The following is a 16,141-nucleotide window of genomic DNA, read 5'->3' as shown; positions in this document are numbered from 1 at the left end:
TTATTTCAAGATCATATTACTATTATTGTTACCGTTTGCTGTCTTTGCACAGCAAACCATACCAGATAGCCTTCGAAAGATATATAACAGTGCGAAGGATGACTCCATCCTCTATAAAGCGGGGGTCCATCTTTATGATTATTACGAAGAAGTGAACCGGGATAGTGCTTTTTTCTATGCTGATCAGTGTGTACAGATCAGTCACAGAAATAACAAAAAGCTGAATGAAGCCTATTTTCTCAACCGCAAAGCATACCAGGAACTAAACATGGGCCGGTATGCTGAATCACTGCATAACCTGTTAGATGCTTTTACAATAAGTGAAAACAAAGCAAATGACAAATCCTATTGGGACATCGGTACTTTCAGGGTTGAACAAGATAAAAGATTGTATGCTTTATCCTGTACTCACCACATCTATGGAATATTGATGGCACAAACATTAAATAAGGAGGAAGAGATAACTCATTTTAAGGAGGCCACAAGAATTGCAGCCAATATAAAGAGTTGGGCCCGTTCCCTGCTTGGCAGTCTTAATCTCGGCCGGATCTATTTGCAGAAAGGAGATCTTGATTCAGCACTTTATTATGAAAACGAAGCCGAATCTATTGCGAAGAGCATGAACTGGGAAAAATATTTGTCATCCGTTCTTTATTATAGTGCCACTATCTACATAAAAAAAGGCAACACGAACACCGGTCTTGATTGTTTATACAGGGGCATTCGATCTGGTATAGCAGAAAATAATATCGACGGCCTGGCAAGGTGTTATTATGCAATGACAAAATATCATATTTCAAAGGAGAATAAAGACTCCAGCCTTTATTACGCCATCAAAAGTCTGCAGTTAATAAAGCAGCTTGGTGGTGTATCGCAGATCGAGTATCATATAGGTAATGCTTATGAAGAAGTATGTTATGCTTACCAGCTAAGAACCCAGTTTGATAGTGCTTACAAATATTTAGCACTTGCGAAACGGGCCAATGACAGCATCAGCCAGCGCAGAATTAAAAGTCTCGCCGAATTTCAGAAACTTACCCTGAACGAACAGCGGCGTTTGCAGACTATTGAAAACGAGAAAGTAGTTTATCAAAATAAGATCAGAACATATTTTTTGCTGGCAGGCATTGGAGTGTTATTGTTGCTGGCAATAATATTTTACCGCAACAACCGCCAAAAACATAAAGCGAAAGTAAAGATCGAACAGGCTTATGATAATTTAAAAGCAACACAGCAACAACTTATACAATCCGAAAAAATGGCAAGTCTTGGCGAACTAACCGCAGGTATTGCACATGAAATTCAAAATCCTTTGAACTTTGTAAATAATTTTTCCGAAGTGAACACTGAGTTGGTAGACGAATTACAACAAGACTTAAAAGCCGGAAAGATCGATGATGCTCTTGCTATCTCAAATGACATAAAAGAAAACGAACAAAAAATAAATCATCACGGCAAAAGAGCCGATGCAATTGTAAAAGGGATGTTGCAGCATAGCAGAAGCAGCAACGGTGTAAAAGAACCAACCGATATCAATGTCTTGGCTGACGAATATTTAAGATTAGCTTTTCATGGATTAAGGGCAAAAGACAAATCATTCAATGCAACATTGAAAACCGATTACGATGAAAGTATTGGCAACATCAATATCATTCCACAGGATATTGGCAGGGTTGTTTTGAATTTGATCAACAATGCATTTTATGCAGTGGATGAAAAAAAGAAGCAGAATCTAAATGCCCGCCCGGATGATGCGGTCGGACGGGGATACGAGCCGACAGTTTTAGTAAGTACCAAAAAGACCAATGGTAAATTAGAAATAAGAGTAAAAGATAATGGCAATGGCATTCCCCAAAAAGTACTGGATAAAATTTTTCAACCATTCTTTACTACTAAACCAACAGGACAAGGAACAGGTTTGGGTTTGTCGTTAAGCTATGATATTATAAAAGCACATGGCGGGGAGTTGAAAGTGGAAACGAAAGAAGGTGAGGGAAGTCAATTTCTTATTCAGCTGAACATTTAAGAAGGTATTTTCATTAATTTAAATATCCTGAAAACCTTCAAACCAGATATGGTCTGGTCGTTCATACTCTACGAGAATACACAGGATACTCATTTATTGAAATAAAATTTTGCAAATGAGAAAGAGACTAATAGGGCTGGTTATGACCGGCACATTGGGTTGTAATTTGCTCTTTGCCCAGAACACTGTAGTTGACAGTTTGAAAAATAAACTGAGCCGTCATACGCAGCAAGATACTGCGAGGGTGAATCTCCTGAACACCCTTGCAATTGAAATAAGACGTTTTGATCGCAGGCAAATGATCCCCTATACAGAAGAAGCCCTCCGGCTTTCACAAAAACTGAATTATGAAAAAGGAGAAGGCCGGGCCATGTCAAATAAAGCACTCATCGCTTATGACAGCCTGGATTTTAATAATGTGTTTTCAGAATTTGAAAAAGGTCAAAAGATTTTAGAGCGAATTGATGATAAAGAGGGTCTCGCCTTGCTTTTACGATACCGCGGAAGAGCTTACCTGGACGAAGGGCAATACGTAGAAACGCTGGATGATTATTTGAAAGCCATCAAACTGGCTGATGAAACGGGTAACATCAAACTCTCCATCGATGTAAAAAGCAATGTTGGTTATTTGTATAATGTGATCGGAGATGACAACAAAGCTATCCCTTATTATACAGAAGCACTGAATCAATCCATAAAGATCGGGTACCAATCCGGTATGGCAGGCGCCTATAATGCAATGGGAAAAACCTTTAAAACCGAAGGCAAATACACGGAAGCACTGGACGCCTATAAAAAGGGACTTGAGATCGAGATAGAACAGAAGAGACCAGAATCAATTGCTATTGCCTATGGAAATATTGGTGATGTATATGAAAGGATGGGTAACTATCGTGAAGCATTTGATAACATTAACCGGTTCCTGGTTTATTACAGATCGAAATCGAAAATTGAAGACCGGAAATCCTGGGGCGAATGGCTACTTGGAAGAGCTTTTCTGCACTCAGGAGCGGCTGATAGTGGTTTGTATTATGGGAAACATAGTTTACTTCTTGCCAGGCAGGCAAATTACCGGCAATATCTGCGGGAGGTAACTCAACTTATAGCTGAGTCAGCCGCAGAACTAAAAAAATATGATACTGCTTATACTTACCTGTTGCTTTCTTCACATTATAAAGACAGTTTGAATGGAGAAGAAATGTCCCGCAGGACCGCGATGTTGCAGGCTAATAACGATCTTGATAAAAAACAGACTGAGATCGAGCTGCAAAAAGCAAAGATCCGCAAAGAACGGGCATTGCTTGTTATGGTATTAGGGGGTTTTGTTTCTGTGATCCTTATTTCCGTTATTTTACTCCGCAACAACCGTCAAAAGCAAAAAGCAAATCTTTTATTGCAGAAACAAAAGCAGGAGATTGATAAAAAAGCAGCGGAGTTAGCCGAACAAAAAGATAATCTGGAGCAATCTCATCGTAATATGGAATTGCTTGGAGATATTGGCCGAAAGATCACTTCTTCGCTTTCTGTCGAAACTATTATTGGTACTGTATATGATAATGTAAATGCCTTGATGGATGCTTCAGTATTTGGAATAGGCATCTATCATGAAGACACAAAATATATCGATTTCCCTGCCACCTATGAAAATGGTGTGGCATTACCCGCTTATTCAAATTCCATCTATGAAGAAAACCGTTTTGCGAGTTTATGTTTTATCAGCGGTAAGGAAATTGTAATGGCTGATTTGCAAACAGAATATAAGAATTACCTGCAGGATGTGTTAGTGCCCAAACAGGGTCAACAGCCTGTATCACTTATCTATCTTCCGTTAAAAGCAAAAGACAAAATGTTTGGCGTGATCACCGTTCAAAGCTTTCAAAAAAATGCTTATTCAGAATATCATTTATATATGCTGCGTACCATTGCGATTTATGCGGCGATAGCTTTGGAAAATGCAGAGTCGTATAAAAAATTAAATCAAACTGTCGATAGTTTACAGAAAACACAATCCCAGCTCATTCAATCAGAGAAAATGGCTTCATTGGGTGAATTGACGGCTGGCATTGCACATGAAATTCAGAACCCGTTGAATTTTGTCAATAATTTTTCAGAAGTGAATACTGAATTGATTGACGAGTTGCAGGAAGAGACAAATAAAGGCAACCTGGAATTGGTGAGATCCATTGCAAAGGATATTAAAGAGAATGAGCAAAAGATCGTTCACCATGGTAAAAGAGCAGATGCCATTGTAAAAAGTATGCTGCAACACACAAGAAGCAGCAGTGGTAAAAAAGAAGCTACAGATCTTAATATGTTAGCTGATGAGTATTTAAGATTAGCTTATCATGGATTAAGAGCAAAAGACAAATCATTCAACGCAACGATGAAAACCGATTTTGATGAATCGATTGGCAATATCAATATTATTCCACAGGATATTGGGAGGGTTGTTTTGAATTTGATCAACAATGCATTTTATGCAGTGGATGAAAAAAAGAAACAGAATCTAAATGCCTGCCCGGATGATGCGGTCGGACGGGGATACGAGCCGACAGTTTTAGTAAGTACCAAAAAGACCAATGGTAAAGTAGAAATAAGTGTAAAAGATAATGGCAATGGCATTCCCCAAAAAGTACTGGATAAAATTTTTCAACCATTCTTTACTACTAAACCAACAGGACAAGGAACAGGTTTGGGCTTGTCATTAAGTTATGATATTGTAAAAGCACATGGCGGAGAGTTGAAAGTAGAAACAAAACATGTGGCCGGATTGCCTGTTGAAACTTCATCGCAGGCAGGAAGTGAATTTATTATTGTTTTACCTGTTAATTAAATGGAATGAAAAAGATATTTATTTTTTCCTTTTTTTCCTGCACAATGTTCTTATACACTTTTAGCCAAAATTCTCTGGAAGAGATAAAGACTGCAAAAGAGATGCTATTAAAAGCACAACATGATTCAATACGAGGACGATTATATGCTGAATTGGCGATTGGATACAGGTTTTCCCAGATAGATTCCTCGCTTTTTTATTCAGATCAGGCAATAGCACTAGCTGAAAAACATAATTTACCGCATTTTAAAGCTCGAATGCTATCCCTAAAAGGGGCTACCGTCCTGGAAGCAGGTAAATTACCTGAATCTTTGCAGTTTCAATTTGAAGCATTAGAAATAAGTGAAAAAGTAAAAGACACTTCCAATATCGCATTTGCTTTAAACCGGATCGGGAATATTTATATGGAATTGGCGGATTACAAAAAAGCAAATGAATATTATTTCCGGTCAAAAGATTTATTTGAAAAGATAGGTGATATAGGAATGGTCCATAATGAAGTATCAAATATTGGAAACGTCTTTGAGTTAATGCAAATACCCGATTCAGCATTGTATTATCAGCAAATCGTATATAATGCATCTCTTAAAAATAATGACAGAAACCAATATACCCGGCCGGAAATTATGTTCAGGATGGGAAATGCTTTAAAATTAAATGGCAAGCCGGAAATGGCCCTGGAATATTATAAAAAAGGTATTGCTGAAGCTTATATTGACAATGATTTGAGAAATCTCACTATGAATAACCTCTTTATCGCAAAATTGTATCATGAATTGAATATGCCTGATTCCAGCATTAAGTATGCATACAATACGATACAAACCGGCAAAGTTATTTCATTTAGAAAAGGAGTATATGATGCCTCTGTATTATTAAGTGGGCTATTTAAAAATAAAAATCAATATGACAGTGCTTATAAATATTTATCAGCAGCTACTGCAGAAAAGGATAGTTTAACAGGAGCAAAAAGATTCCAGGATTTGCAACGAATAGTATTGGACAAACAGGAGAAACAACGTGAATCTGAAGCTAAAAGCATAGCGATCCAAAACAAACAGAAACAGTATGCATTGTTAGCTGGATTGGGAATATTTTTAATTATTGCCGCCATACTTTATCGTAATAATAAGCAGAAGCAAAAAACAAATAAAGTTTTGGAAACAACGCTGACCAATTTAAAATCAACCCAATCCCAGCTTGTTCAATCAGAAAAAATGGCCTCATTGGGAGAACTCACTGCAGGCATTGCTCATGAAATACAAAATCCACTAAACTTCGTCAATAATTTCTCTGATGTAAATGCAGAATTGGTAGATGAATTACAACAGGAATTAAAAGCGGGAAAGATCGAAAATGCGATCGCAATTTCAAATGATATAAAAGACAACGAACAAAAAATAAATCATCACGGTAAAAGAGCTGATGCCATAGTAAAAGGCATGCTCCAACACAGTCGGAGCAGCAGCGGAACAAAAGAGCCAACAGATATTAATGCTTTAACTGATGAATATTTAAGATTAGCTTATCATGGCCTTCGAGCAAAAGACAAATCGTTCAATGCAGCATTGAAAACTGATTACGATGAAAGTATTGGAAACATCAATATAATTCCGCAGGATATTGGCAGAGTTATTCTCAATTTGATCAACAATGCTTTTTATGTTGTTGATGAAAAAAAGAAGCAGCAACAAACCGAATATGAACCAACTGTATCTGTAAGCACAAAAAAGACAAACGGAAAATCCGACAGCTATCGGATAGAAATAAGTGTAAAAGACAATGGCAACGGAATTCCTCAAAAAGTACTAGATAAAATCTTTCAACCCTTCTTTACTACCAAACCAACAGGACAAGGAACGGGTTTAGGACTATCTTTAAGTTATGATATCGTGAAAGCACATGGTGGTGAATTAAAAGTAGAAACAAAAGAAGGCGAGGGCTCGGAATTTATAATTACACTTTAAAAACGATTTGTTCAGATGAAAATCTTTTTTATCATATCAACTTTTTTGACCGGATTCTTTTTTTCTTCTAATAGCCAAGATCCACGAGTTCTTGATAGCCTCAACCATCTATTGGCAAAGACAGGGCAGGATACGAACCGTGTAAAACTGCTTATGCAAATAGGAAATGAATATTTTTTTACAAGACCTGATACTTCAAGACTGATTTCCGAAAAAGCATTGGCGTTATCGAGGGAGTTACATTACCTAAGAGGAGTAGTTGATAATTTGAATGAACTGGCAGAAGCAATTCGTTTTTTGGGTAATTATCCGCTTGCATTGAAATTAAACTTTGAGGCTTTGCAAATGAACCGGGAAATGAAAGATATTAATGGCGAAGAAAGAACGATGTCATTTATTGGAATTACTTACCTGGAATTTCGCGAATACCGACGGGGACTTGAATACCTGTTATCAGCCAACAAGCTTGATAAAGAAACGCACAATCAACTAATTGAAACTTTTAACCTGACTACTATTGCCAATGCATATGATCTATTGAAAATGCCTGACTCTGCATTATATTATTCAAAACTGGCCTATAAAACTTATACAGGTTTAACTCATGGCCCTTTAAGATCTCTTATACTTACAAGAATGGGAAATGCATATTTGGGCCTAGGAAAAAAAGATTCGGCATTGGCATACTATCAAGTAGCATTAGCAAATTCAATTAAGGTAAATGAAAAGGTGAACGTTAGTAAAATACAGAGAAAGATCGCCGGGCTATTTGAGCTTACCCGGCAATATGATTCAAGCCTTTATTATGCCCGCCAATCATTTAGAAATGGCAAGCAGTTAATACAGCTTTTCGAATTATTGGAGGCAAGTGAATTATTAACAAGGTTATTTTATCAGGGAAAAAATATGGACAGTGCGTTTTATTACCAGGATGTTGCAAAAGCAATGACCGACAGTCTGTACGGACCTCAAAAATTCAAAGAACTTCAATTGTTGATGCTCCAGGAACAGCAACATCAACAGGAGATACAACAGGAGCAGGAGAGGTATAAGAATAAAACAAAGACAGTTGGCTTATGGTCTGCTATTGGGGTGTTTTTTATCATTGCATTTCTACTTTACCGGAACAATCGTCACAAACAAAAAGCCAATGTCCTGCTTGAGTCGCAAAAAGAAAAAATACAAAATACATTGTCTGAATTAAAAGCAACGCAATCTCAACTTATCCAATCTGAAAAAATGGCTTCGCTTGGAGAACTCACAGCCGGTATTGCACATGAAATACAGAACCCATTGAATTTTGTCAATAATTTTTCGGAAGTGAATAAAGAATTACTGAATGAAATGAATGAGGAAATTGGTAAAGGAAATTATGATGAAGTAAAATTAATTGCTAAAGATGTGATAGATAACCAGGAAAAAATTACTCATCACGGCAAACGAGCTGATGCCATAGTAAAAGGAATGTTGCAGCACAGCCGAAGTAGCAGTGGTATAAAAGAGCCAACAGACATCAATACATTAGCTGATGAATACTTACGATTAGCCTATCATGGTCTTCGTGCAAAAGACAAATCATTCAATGCGATAACAAAAACGGATTTTGATCAAACCATTGGCAACTTAAATATCATTCCACAGGATATTGGAAGAGTAATTCTCAATCTTATCACGAATGCTTTTTATGTGGTAACCGAAAAGAAAAAACAAATGAGCCATGGATACGAACCAACCGTTTCAGTAAGTACAAGAAAAGTAAATGGTAAAGTGGAAATAAAAATAGCTGATAACGGCAATGGCATACCTCAAAAGGTTTTAGATAAAGTTTTTCAACCATTTTTTACTACTAAACCTACCGGGCAGGGAACAGGGTTGGGGTTGTCATTGAGTTATGATATCGTGAAAGCACATGGTGGAGAAATAAAAGTGGAAACAAAAGAAGGGGAAGGTAGTGAGTTTATAATAAGTATTCCTGTATAATGTAAAGCAGGATTTGTGCCCTAATCGCCGAAATTTACTAACTTAGTAAAGATTAATGGGTCTCAAAAACAATTCTTGACGATCCTGAAACAAAAATTAATAATATGCCCAAATTTATAATTGAACGGAATGTGCCACAGGCCGGAGCGTTTACTCCAGAAATGCTCAAGGCAATGTCAAAAAAATCGACAGAGGTTCTATGTACCCTCGGGTCAGAGATCCAATGGATACATAGTTATGTTGCGGGAGATAAAATATATTGTATTTATATGGCACCAAGCGAAGAACTGATATTGGAACATGCACGGCTAGGTGGGTTCCCGGCAAACAGCATCACCAAAATTTCTACTGTAATTGATCCAATGACTGCCGAATAGTATGACGTCCCGGTCTGTTAAACAAATTTTCAAGGTGTAATTGGTAAACGATCTTTCCTTTTGCACCTTTTATTTTATATGATATCCAGGTACTGATTTTTTGACCGAACCAATTGCCCTGCTATAATATATACTATGAAGAAATGGAAAACGATGAATTAAAGGAACTAAAAGAAATAAATGTAGCTCTTCGAAAAGAGCTACTGGAGATAAACCGGAAGCTCGTAGTGGAAGCATCTTTGGAAAAGATACGCAGCAGAACAATGACTATGCGTAACAGCGCCGAGCTATCAGAAGCATCAGCAGTTTTGTTTCATGAGCTTAAAGAATTGGGCATAGAAGCAATTCGCTCTGGTGTTGGTATTTTCGATGATGCGAATAATGCAATGGAATTATGGACCACTTCCGTATCAGATAACAAAGAAGTATTAAAAAAATTAGATTACTTCAGTCTTTACATTCACCCCGTATACGAAAACCTGATCTCTTCCAGAAAACAGCAAAAACTATTTGCTCTTACAAAACTTAAAGGAAACCAGGTAAGGCATTACTATCAAAGCATGACCGCTTTTGTTGCTTCGCAGGAACTGAACATTTTTAATGAGGAAGAATTTTTTTATTCTTTCTTTTTTGAACAGGGCACCCTGAATGTTGTAACTATTCAGTCTTTAACAGATGAGGATTGTATTGTTATGGCACAGTTTGCCCGTGCTTTCGGTCTTATCTATACCCGCTTTCTTGATCTTCAAAAAGCTGAGGCGCAGACCATAGAAGCATTGCGTGAAGCTGCGCTGGACAAGATCCGTGCTGAAATAGCTTCCATGCGAACGGCAGAGGACCTCGAACATATTACTCCACTCGTATGGCGAGAACTGATCACACTCAATGTACCCTTTTCAAGATGCGGTATTTTTATAGTGAGGGAAGATGAACAATTGGTACATGCTTATCTTTCTACACCAGAAGGAAAATCGCTGGCAGTTCTTCATTTGGGTTTTCATGACAATGAAACAACAGGCAAACTGATCGAAAACTGGAGAAACAAAACGGTGTTTAAAGAACAATGGGATCGTGAACAATTTCAGAATTGGGTCCAATCAATTTATGCACAGGGTCATCAAACTGTCACTGATCAGTATTCTCAATACGACAGTCTGTTTAGTTCTCTAAATCTGTACTTTATTCCTTTTTCACAGGGAATGCTTTATATAGGTGGCCAGGAGACTTTGGTGGAATCTGAAATTGATCTTGTAAGATCACTGGCTGATACCTTTTCTGTGGCTTATGCCCGTTATGAAGATTTTAAACAATTGGAGGATGCCAAAAACAGGATCGAGTTGACTTTGACCGAGTTGAAAGCTACTCAATCGCAACTGATACAATCGGAGAAAATGGCTTCATTGGGAGAACTCACTGCCGGCATTGCACATGAAATTCAAAACCCGCTAAACTTCGTCAATAACTTTAGTGAAGTAAGTAATGAGTTGATTGATGAAATGAAAGATGAAATAAAAAAAGGGAATTACGACGAAGTAAATGCTATTGCAGATGATATAAAGCAAAATTTAGAAAAAATAAATCATCACGGAAAAAGAGCCGACGCTATTGTAAAAGGAATGTTGCAACATAGTCGCAGCAGTAGTGGAATAAAAGCACCTGCAGATATCAATGCTTTGTGTGATGAATACCTGAGATTAGCTTACCATGGACTGAGGGCAAAAGACAACTCTTTTAATGCAACAATAAAAACTGATTTTGATGCAAGCATCGGCAACATCAATATCATTCCGCAGGATATTGGAAGAGTTATTCTCAATTTGATCAACAATGCTTCTTATGCAGTAGATGAAAAGAAAAAGCAAACCGCTGGCGGATACGAACCAATTGTTTCAGTAAGTACAAGAAAAGTAAATGCCCGCCCGGACGACCCGGTCGGACGGGGTAAAGTGGAGATAAGAATTGCCGATAATGGCAACGGTATTCCACAAAAAGCATTGGATAAAATTTTTCAACCATTCTTTACTACTAAACCAACCGGGCAGGGAACAGGATTGGGTCTATCCTTAAGCTATGATATTGTGAAAGCACATGGAGGGGAAATAAAAGTGAAGACAAGAGAAAATGAAGGAACTGAATTTATTATTATTTTGCCAGAGTAGTCGCTGGGCAGATATCTATTTATGAAACAAGTTTTGATCTTAGTTTTCCTTTTTAGTTCATTAACCCTTTCTTCATTCAGGGTGCCTGCTCCATTTGCTATATCAAAACCAGCAATAGTCAAAGGTTTATTTGATTCTGATGATGTACTGGAGATAAAACTGAAAGGAAAATTCCGCGACCTGCTTAATGACAGGTCTTCTGAAAATCCCAAAAGTTTTCCCTTTTCTCTCTCCTATAAAAATGAAGGCAACAGTGAAATACAAATACCTGTCAAAATAAAAACAAGAGGGCATTTCCGCAGGATGAAAGATAACTGCAACTATCCTCCTCTCCTGCTTCAATTCGCAAAAGATGGCCCGAAGCTTAAGTCTATTTTCAGTGAACAAAAAAAAATAAAATTGGTGATGCCTTGCGTAGATGATAAATATATTATCCGCGAATGGCTGGTATATAAATTATACAACTTGCTTTCACCAAAAAGTTTCAAAGCCCGACTGGTAAAGCTACAAGTGGAAGATGAGAAGAATAAAAAAACGACCGGCCCCTTTTTGGGCATTTTATTGGAAGAAGAAAAACAAATGGCTAAACGTAACCGGTTGACCGATGTTGAAAGAAAGATCAAACCACAACAAACAGAAACTAATTCATTTTTAAAGCTAGCAGTATTTGAATACCTGATTGGCAATACTGACTGGTCCGTCGAATATCTTCAGAACATTAAATTAATTGCCGCCGATTCCATCTCAGTGCCGTTTGCTGTGCCATACGATTTTGACCATGCCGGTATTGTGAATGCCCCATACGCCTATCCTGCCGAACAATTACAGATGAGTTCCGTTAGAGAAAGACGCTACCGTGGTTATTGTATACACGATTTAAAAGTATTTGAACCGGTGCTTGCTGAATTTAACCGTTTAAAAAGCGATATTTATAAGTTATATAGCGGCTGTACCCTACTGGATGAGAAATATACTAAATCAACCATTCGCTATCTTGATGAATTTTACAATACTATCAATAATGCGAAAGCATGGCAAAAAGATTTTGCCTATCCCTGTGATAAAAACGGCACCGGAAACGTTATTATAAAAGGATTGAAAGAAGATTAATTTTGAGTCCTATTTTACTCCCAGATCTGCCTTTCAAAAAAGCAGGTTTGGGCTTATCTTTAACAATGATATTATAAAAAAATATATGACGGTGAGCTTGAGGGGAAAAACAAAGGAAAGGTGCAGAATTCTAAACTTACCCACTACTTAAATCAAATAATGCTGAAACGAAATACCTGTTTAACGATTTGTCTTATTGTGGTAAATTTTCTTGCAGCCCAGCAAGCCAATATTGATAACCTGAAGCAACAGGGTAGCATTACTGCAAATGACACCCTGAGATTAGTAAGTTATCGCAATCTTTCCCGTTTATTTGCAGAAGTAGACCCTGACAGTGCATATCATTATGCCGAGAAGTCCTTACAACTCTCACGGCAGTTGCATTTCAAACTTGACGAAGGAAGTGCATTAAGGGAAATGGGTTATGCTCTTTTGAATAAAGGCAATTACCCCAGATCATTGAAAACTGTTTTATCCGCTATGGCTATTTTGGAAAATCCTAAAAGTGAGGAGAAGGTACTGGTGGGCAAATTCCCCGGTGATGATGAACTTATATATCGTACTGCGAGTCCACATGAACAAAGACTTAGCGAAATTGCTTTCACTCACCAGATATTAGGTGTTTTGTATGCTAATTCAAATAACTATGAGAAAGCATTGGTGCATCACCTGGAGGGTAAACAAAAAGCGGAGGAGTCGGGTAATATCCCACTGCAAAGTATAATCAATATGACAATGGGCAGAGTGTATTTGAATTTGAAAAAACCAGATTCTGCCCTGATCTCCGAATTGCTGGCATATAAGCAAATTATGCAAAAAGGATATACCCGGTATCTCGGAAGTGCATTGCTCAATACGGGGCGAATCTATTTTGCCATGGGAGAAAAAGATTCAGCTATACATTTTTACAGAAGGGCATTAGATGCCAGTAAAAAATATTATTATTTCAGGGGTGTGGCGGCAAGCAACCTGGCGTTGGCTGATATACATAAACAAATGAACCGGCCAGATTCAAATCTTTTTTATATCCGCAATGCCCTGTCTGCAGCTTATGACCTGGATGCTCCTGACTTGTTTTTACGTGCATATACTGCATTGGCTGGTTATTATAAAACAAGTGGCAACAATGATAGTGCTGTAAAATACCAGTCGCTGATCATAAAAATTAATGACAGCCTTTTTAATTCAAAACAAGCACAGGATTTTCAGAATATTGATTTTGATGAAAGACAGCGGCAGCAGGATATTGAAACTGCAAATGGTGCATACCGGAATAAAGTAAGAACAAATATGTTGCTTTTTGGCATTGCAATTTTTTTGCTTATTGCAATCATATTGTGGAGGAATGGTCTGCAACGGAAAAAAGCAAACACATTATTGTCCACCCAAAAGAAAGAGTTGGAAACTACATTAAGTAAGTTACAAGTAACGCAGAAGCAACTGATCCAATCAGAAAAAATGGCTTCGCTTGGAGAACTTACTGCAGGTATTGCACATGAAATTCAAAACCCTTTAAATTTTGTAAATAATTTTTCAGAAGTAAATACGGAATTGATAGATGAAATGAAAGAGCAACTGGCCTTAGATAATAAGCAACAAGCACTAGAGATCGCTAATGACATTAAAGAAAATGAACAAAAAATAAATTACCATGGCAAACGTGCCGACTCAATTGTAAAAGGTATGCTGCAACACAGCCGCAGCAGTACCGGTCAAAAAGAACCCGTAGATATCAATAACCTGGTGGATGAATGCCTGCGGCTGAGTTTTCATGGAATGCGGGCAAAGGATAATTCATTCAATGCAAAATCAGAAACAGATTTTGATACAACCATTACAACCGTAAATGTGGTGTCGCAGGAAATTGGACGGGTAATGCTTAACTTATTTACCAATTCATTTTATTCTGTTTTACAAAAACAAAAAACGGCTTCCGGCGACTTTGAACCAGTTGTTTCGGTTAAAACAAAAATGCATCCCGGGGCAGTACATATTATTGTCCGGGATAATGGTAATGGTATTCCCCAAAGAGTAATTGATAAAATCTTCCAGCCTTTCTTTACCACCAAACCTACCGGTGAAGGCACAGGCCTGGGGCTTAGTATGAGTTATGACATCATTACAAAGGGTCACGGAGGTGAATTGAAGGTGGAAACAAAAGAAGGAGAATTTGCAGAGTTCACCATTATTTTACCCATATAAGCCTTAAATTCATCAATTGAAAATAAGCCAACAATCCACCTAAATAATAACAGATGAAAATTTTAGTAGTAGACGACGAAAAAGATGTGCAGGTGCTTTTTGAACAACGTTTCAGAAAGGAAATGCGGAATGGAGAAATGCAGTTTGTATTTGCATTTTCTGGTGAAGAAGCATTGATGTACCTGAACGAGCACAACCATGAGGCTGTGCTGATACTTTCCGATATTAATATGCCGGGTATGAGTGGTCTCGAACTACTCGGACACATCAAACAAAAATACCAAACCCCTCCTCCACTTGTAATGATGATCACAGCCTATGGTGATGCGGAAAATTATAATACTGCCATGAAACTCGGCGCTGATGATTTTTTAACCAAGCCGGTTGATTTTTCAAACCTGAAAGAAAAATTAAAAGCAATACAGTAATGGCAAAATCCAAGATATTGGTAGTGGATGATGAGGCAGATCTGGAAGTACTCATCAAACAAAAATTTCGTCAGAAAATACGGGAACACCAGTACGAATTCCTGTTTGCCTCCAATGGTAAACATGCCCTTGAGCAACTTGAGTTGAACACTGATGTGGATGTTGTGCTCAGCGATATCAATATGCCTGAAATGGATGGTCTTACTCTCCTTACAAAGATCGGAGAGCAAAATTCTTTGCTGAAAGCAGTAATTGTATCTGCATATGGCGATATGGATAATATCCGTATTGCGATGAACCGTGGCGCATTTGATTTTATCACTAAGCCGGTGAATTTTGAAGACCTGGAACTGACGATGGAGAAAACACTTAAGCATGTGCAGCAACTCCGGGAAACAATGAAGGCTATCAAGGAAAATAATATTCTGAAGATGTACGTGGATGAAACCGTGTTGAACTTTATGGGTAGCCGTGAGTTTGAATCTTCACTCATGGCGAATGAAACAGTGGATGCCACCGTAGCATTTATTGATATCTGCAGTTTTACCACTATTAGTGAGAACGAAACACCCGATAAAGTCGTACAGCTGCTAAATAGCTATTTTGATGTAATGGTAAAAGAGATAATTGCACAAGGCGGGTTCATAGATAAATTTATTGGTGATGCAGTAATGGCGGTTTTCCGTGGCGACTATCATCTTGACCGTGCTGTAGATGCCTGCCTTACTGTAAGAAAAAAAGTGCAGGAACTGCCAGGTATAAATGGAGAAGTTTCTTTTGTACCAAAAGTTTCTATTGGGATCAACAGTGGGGAAATGATTTCTGGCAATATTGGTTCGGCCACATTAAGAAGACTTGACTATACAGTGATTGGCGATACTGTGAATACAGCACAACGTTTACAAACCGCAGCAAAAGAAAACCAGATCATCATAAGTGAAAACTCTTACGAAAAAATAAAAGAATCTTTCAGTTGTAATAAAGTGGGTGAAGTGAATTTAAAGAACAAGGCCAATCCCCTGATCATTTATGAAGTAATGGATTAATAAAAGCCGAGAA

The 16,141-nt window shown here is 37.7% G+C and carries 10 protein-coding genes; all 10 read left to right on the top strand.

The genetic code is table 11. The features are described 5' to 3' along the window. The first annotated feature begins 778 nt into the window (after nt 1–778). The 10 genes from E6H07_08295 to E6H07_08250 all read left to right on the top strand — a co-directional run bounded on the left by E6H07_08295 (nt 779) and on the right by E6H07_08250 (nt 16,128). Nucleotides 779–2,026, top strand: a complete 1,248-nt coding sequence (locus tag E6H07_08295) for a hypothetical protein (GenBank protein ID TMI66501.1) — start codon at nt 779–781, stop codon at nt 2,024–2,026. Between the two features lie 880 nt (nt 2,027–2,906). Further along, a complete protein-coding gene (locus E6H07_08290) occupies nt 2,907–4,859 on the top strand; it encodes a GAF domain-containing protein (protein ID TMI66500.1) in 1,953 nt (650 codons plus the stop codon). A 782-nt stretch (nt 4,860–5,641) separates the two neighbouring features. Continuing rightward, entirely contained in the window at nt 5,642–6,826 is a 1,185-nt protein-coding gene (locus E6H07_08285; GenBank protein ID TMI66499.1) for a two-component sensor histidine kinase, read from the top strand. Between the two features lie 945 nt (nt 6,827–7,771). Then, complete coding sequence (locus E6H07_08280) at nt 7,772–8,806, top strand: GHKL domain-containing protein (GenBank protein ID TMI66498.1); 1,035 nt, start codon at nt 7,772–7,774, stop codon at nt 8,804–8,806. A 104-nt stretch (nt 8,807–8,910) separates the two neighbouring features. Beyond that, nucleotides 8,911–9,183 carry a DUF4242 domain-containing protein gene (locus E6H07_08275; GenBank protein ID TMI65892.1) on the top strand — a complete coding sequence of 91 codons (273 nt, stop codon included), beginning with the start codon at nt 8,911–8,913 and terminating at the stop codon, nt 9,181–9,183. A gap of 821 nt (nt 9,184–10,004) precedes the next feature. Next, nucleotides 10,005–11,342: a histidine kinase gene (locus E6H07_08270; GenBank protein ID TMI66497.1), complete on the top strand. Its 1,338-nt coding sequence runs from the start codon at nt 10,005–10,007 to the stop codon at nt 11,340–11,342. Between the two features lie 21 nt (nt 11,343–11,363). Next, the gene (locus E6H07_08265; protein TMI65891.1) at nt 11,364–12,452 is read left to right on the top strand and encodes a hypothetical protein; all 1,089 of its coding nucleotides are present in this window, start codon (nt 11,364–11,366) and stop codon (nt 12,450–12,452) included. A 159-nt stretch (nt 12,453–12,611) separates the two neighbouring features. Continuing rightward, nucleotides 12,612–14,654 carry a tetratricopeptide repeat protein gene (locus E6H07_08260; GenBank protein ID TMI65890.1) on the top strand — a complete coding sequence of 681 codons (2,043 nt, stop codon included), beginning with the start codon at nt 12,612–12,614 and terminating at the stop codon, nt 14,652–14,654. 53 nt (nt 14,655–14,707) lie between these two features. Continuing rightward, nucleotides 14,708–15,082, top strand: coding sequence for a response regulator (locus tag E6H07_08255; protein ID TMI65889.1), 375 nt, complete (start codon nt 14,708–14,710; stop codon nt 15,080–15,082). Then, nucleotides 15,082–16,128, top strand: coding sequence for a response regulator (locus tag E6H07_08250; protein TMI65888.1), 1,047 nt, complete (start codon nt 15,082–15,084; stop codon nt 16,126–16,128). The genes E6H07_08255 and E6H07_08250 overlap by 1 nt, the downstream gene beginning before the upstream one ends. The last annotated feature ends 13 nt before the right edge of the window (nt 16,129–16,141 follow it).

The organism is Bacteroidota bacterium (assembly GCA_005882315.1).
GTDB lineage: Bacteria > Bacteroidota > Bacteroidia > Chitinophagales > Chitinophagaceae > VBAR01.
This window is presented reverse-complemented; position numbering and strand designations above follow the sequence as displayed.

Coding starts and splice junctions, on each gene's coding strand:
- E6H07_08255 (TMI65889.1), top strand. CDS start 14,708: ATGAAAATTTTAGTAGTAGACGACGAAAAAGATGTGCAGGTGCTTTTT.
- E6H07_08260 (TMI65890.1), top strand. CDS start 12,612: ATGCTGAAACGAAATACCTGTTTAACGATTTGTCTTATTGTGGTAAAT.
- E6H07_08250 (TMI65888.1), top strand. CDS start 15,082: ATGGCAAAATCCAAGATATTGGTAGTGGATGATGAGGCAGATCTGGAA.
- E6H07_08285 (TMI66499.1), top strand. CDS start 5,642: ATGCCTGATTCCAGCATTAAGTATGCATACAATACGATACAAACCGGC.
- E6H07_08280 (TMI66498.1), top strand. CDS start 7,772: ATGACCGACAGTCTGTACGGACCTCAAAAATTCAAAGAACTTCAATTG.
- E6H07_08295 (TMI66501.1), top strand. CDS start 779: ATGACAAAATATCATATTTCAAAGGAGAATAAAGACTCCAGCCTTTAT.
- E6H07_08290 (TMI66500.1), top strand. CDS start 2,907: ATGGGTAACTATCGTGAAGCATTTGATAACATTAACCGGTTCCTGGTT.
- E6H07_08265 (TMI65891.1), top strand. CDS start 11,364: ATGAAACAAGTTTTGATCTTAGTTTTCCTTTTTAGTTCATTAACCCTT.
- E6H07_08270 (TMI66497.1), top strand. CDS start 10,005: ATGCGAACGGCAGAGGACCTCGAACATATTACTCCACTCGTATGGCGA.
- E6H07_08275 (TMI65892.1), top strand. CDS start 8,911: ATGCCCAAATTTATAATTGAACGGAATGTGCCACAGGCCGGAGCGTTT.